At 29.3% G+C, this 2,661-nt stretch carries 3 protein-coding genes; all 3 read left to right on the plus strand.

Annotated elements, in window-relative coordinates; all coding sequences use genetic code 11:
- On the plus strand, positions 1-187 hold a 187-nt coding region (locus tag Q0U74_RS07770; RefSeq protein WP_297393897.1), incomplete at its 5' end, for a winged helix-turn-helix domain-containing protein.
- The gene (locus tag Q0U74_RS07775) at positions 168-1,133 is read left to right on the plus strand and encodes a sensor histidine kinase (RefSeq protein ID WP_297393899.1); all 966 of its coding nucleotides are present in this window, start codon (positions 168-170) and stop codon (positions 1,131-1,133) included. The genes Q0U74_RS07770 and Q0U74_RS07775, both read left to right, overlap by 20 nt.
- Positions 1,134-1,250: 117 nt before the next feature.
- Positions 1,251-2,510, plus strand: coding sequence for an erythromycin esterase family protein (locus tag Q0U74_RS07780; RefSeq protein ID WP_297393901.1), 1,260 nt, complete (start codon positions 1,251-1,253; stop codon positions 2,508-2,510).
- Positions 2,511-2,661: the final 151 nt, after the last annotated feature.

The following is a 2,661-nucleotide window of genomic DNA, read 5'->3' on the forward strand; positions in this document are numbered from 1 at the left end:
AAAGCCAGGTAAAGTTGTTAATAGAGATGAAATTATTGATAAAATTTGGCAAACGGACTCTTATATTGACGATAACACCTTAACAGTAAATGTAATGCGTCTTAGAAAAAAGCTAGAAGATATAAATATTTTTGAACTTATAAAAACTAAGAAAGGAGTAGGCTATTATGTCCCACCTGTCATTTAAAAATTTTTTAAAGAGAGAAAAATTCACATTAATTTTTGGACTTTTCATATTTTTTTATATTTTGGGAACTTATTTAATTTTTGAATTTGATAGAGACAAATCTATTTACATAGCTTTTTTATATCTATTTTTATTTTTTATTTATATGGTTTTTCTTTATTCCACAAGAGACAGAGATTACAGAGAAGAAACAGCTCTTTTAAATCAAAAAAACTACGAAAAAATGTTAGAAATAAAGGATTCTCCATTATCAAGAGCTCTTTGTAAAAGCGCAGAAGAAAATAAAATTTTTAAAGTTCTTGAAGAAAAGAGAAGAGCTGATGTAAAAAATTATTTGACTATTTGGACTCATCAAATAAAATCCCCAATATTTGCACTAAAACTTTTACTCAAAAAAGATGAAATAAACAAAATAGAATGCGAAAAAGAAATTTTTGAAATCGAAGAATATGTGGGGAATATTTTAGGCTATGCAAGACTGAATGCAGACAGTACAGATTACGTCTTTGACAAGTATAATTTAGACGAAATTATTAGGGGAGTAATCAGAAAATATTCAATTCAGTTTATTGGAAAAAATAATAGGGTAGACTTTTTCGAAACTAAGAAAATAATTTTAACTGACGCCAAGTGGTTTTCTTTTTTATTAGAGCAAATTATTTCTAATGGAATCAAGTACACGAAAAATGGAAGAGTGGCAATTTATTTAAAGAAAGATGAACTCGTAATTGAGGACAATGGAATTGGAATAATGCCAGAGGATTTACCGCGAATTTTTGATGCAGGATACACTGGTTACAATGGTAGGTTGGAGAAAAAGTCAACGGGATTGGGACTTAACCTTTCAAAAAATATTGGTAAGTCTTTAAGAGTGACATTGAGATGTGAGTCAGAGCCAAAGATTGGCACAAAGATGTATATAAATTTAAAAAATATTTTAGATTAGGGTGCTTAGCACTCTTTTTTTATATCTTACAAAAATGTCACATTAAAGCTCTATTTGTTATGTAAATAAAAGGATTTATTTTTTTGTACGATTTATAATGTAGGAAGAGGTGAGAAAATGATAAAGAAAATTTTTAAGGGAATTTTAATTTTTATAGTAGCTATTATTTTTCTTGTAGGGCTTGGAGATTTTTTGTGGATTAACCTTCCAAAGTTAAGTGCAAGAAAAAATATTTCTGATATAGAAGACTATGGCAAAGACCTAAGCCAAATAAATTTAGATGACCATATAGAAGTTGTTGGACTAGGGGAAGCCACTCACGGCAATTCTGATTTTCAAGATTTAAGATTAGAAGTTCTAAAGACTTTAGTTGAAAAAAATAATTTAAAAAACTTTTGCCTTGAAGCTGATTTTGGCGAAGGCGTGATGATAAATAATTATATTCATGGAAACAAAAGAGATGAAAATATTTCTAGTGTGTTCTCTTTTAATATTTATCACACAAAGAATATGAATGATCTCATAAATTATATGTTTGACTACAACCAAAAGGCAAAAGATGAGGACAAGCTTTCATTTTACGGCTTTGATATGCAAAACCCAGAAAAATCCATGGAATTAATTTTAGATTTTTGTAAAAACAACAATATATTACAAGCAAAAGACTTACAAAAGGAGTTTTCCTTTATTAAAGATGAAAAATTTAAGATTTCACAGCTAAAAGATAAAAAAGATTTGTTGTTAGAAATAAAAGCTCATGCAGACGCCCTATCTTCTCCCAATGCAAAAATAGCTTCAAGAGCTCTTACAAATGTCTTGGACAGCGTAAAATATTACGAATTAGATTTTAATGACTATGGAAAAGTGAACAAGGTGAGAGATGAGTTTATGGCTGGAAATGTTAAGTGGATAAGTGATTTTGAAAGGTCAAAGGGAAATGATCTGCTTTTAATTTCTGGTCACAACGGTCACATTGCCAAAAGTGGAAAATTTTATGAGCCTATGGGTTCTCACTTAAAGGAAATTTTTGGAGAAAAATATTTTATTATAGGCACAGACTTTTATAAGGGAATTGTAAATATTAATGAAATTGGTCCAGATAACAAGAGGTCAAACCATGTCTTTGTATCTGCTGATCCTTTAGCTTACAGTGCGAGAAAATTTAAAGGAAAATATTATTTAGATTTTACAAAAGTTAAAGATGGAGAAACTTTTGACCTTATAAATAAAGAAACCAACATGATAAGTTTGGGCGAAGGATACTCTCCACTTATGAAATTTATTCCAACAAGTTATAGAGTAAAGGAAGTTCCAAAAAATTTATATGATGCAATGATTTTTCTTTATTATGCAAAGCCAATTGCTGTTAATGATTAAGAGTATTTATGAAAGAGATGGAAGATGTTAGAAGTTCAAAATATAAAAAAGATATACCGAAGTCGCTTTGGGAAAAATGAGCTTGAAGCTCTAAAGTCAATTAATTTTACTGTTGAAGCAGGAGAGTATATTGCCATAATGGGAGAGTCTG

Origin of the sequence: uncultured Peptoniphilus sp. (genome assembly GCF_946998875.1) — a bacterium.
Classification (GTDB): Bacteria; Bacillota; Clostridia; order Tissierellales; family Peptoniphilaceae; genus Peptoniphilus_A.

Excerpts from the sequence above, each read along its gene's own strand:
- Q0U74_RS07775 (WP_297393899.1), top strand. The coding sequence starts at position 168 with ATGTCCCACCTGTCATTTAAAAATTTTTTAAAGAGAGAAAAATTCACA.
- Q0U74_RS07780 (WP_297393901.1), top strand. The coding sequence starts at position 1,251 with ATGATAAAGAAAATTTTTAAGGGAATTTTAATTTTTATAGTAGCTATT.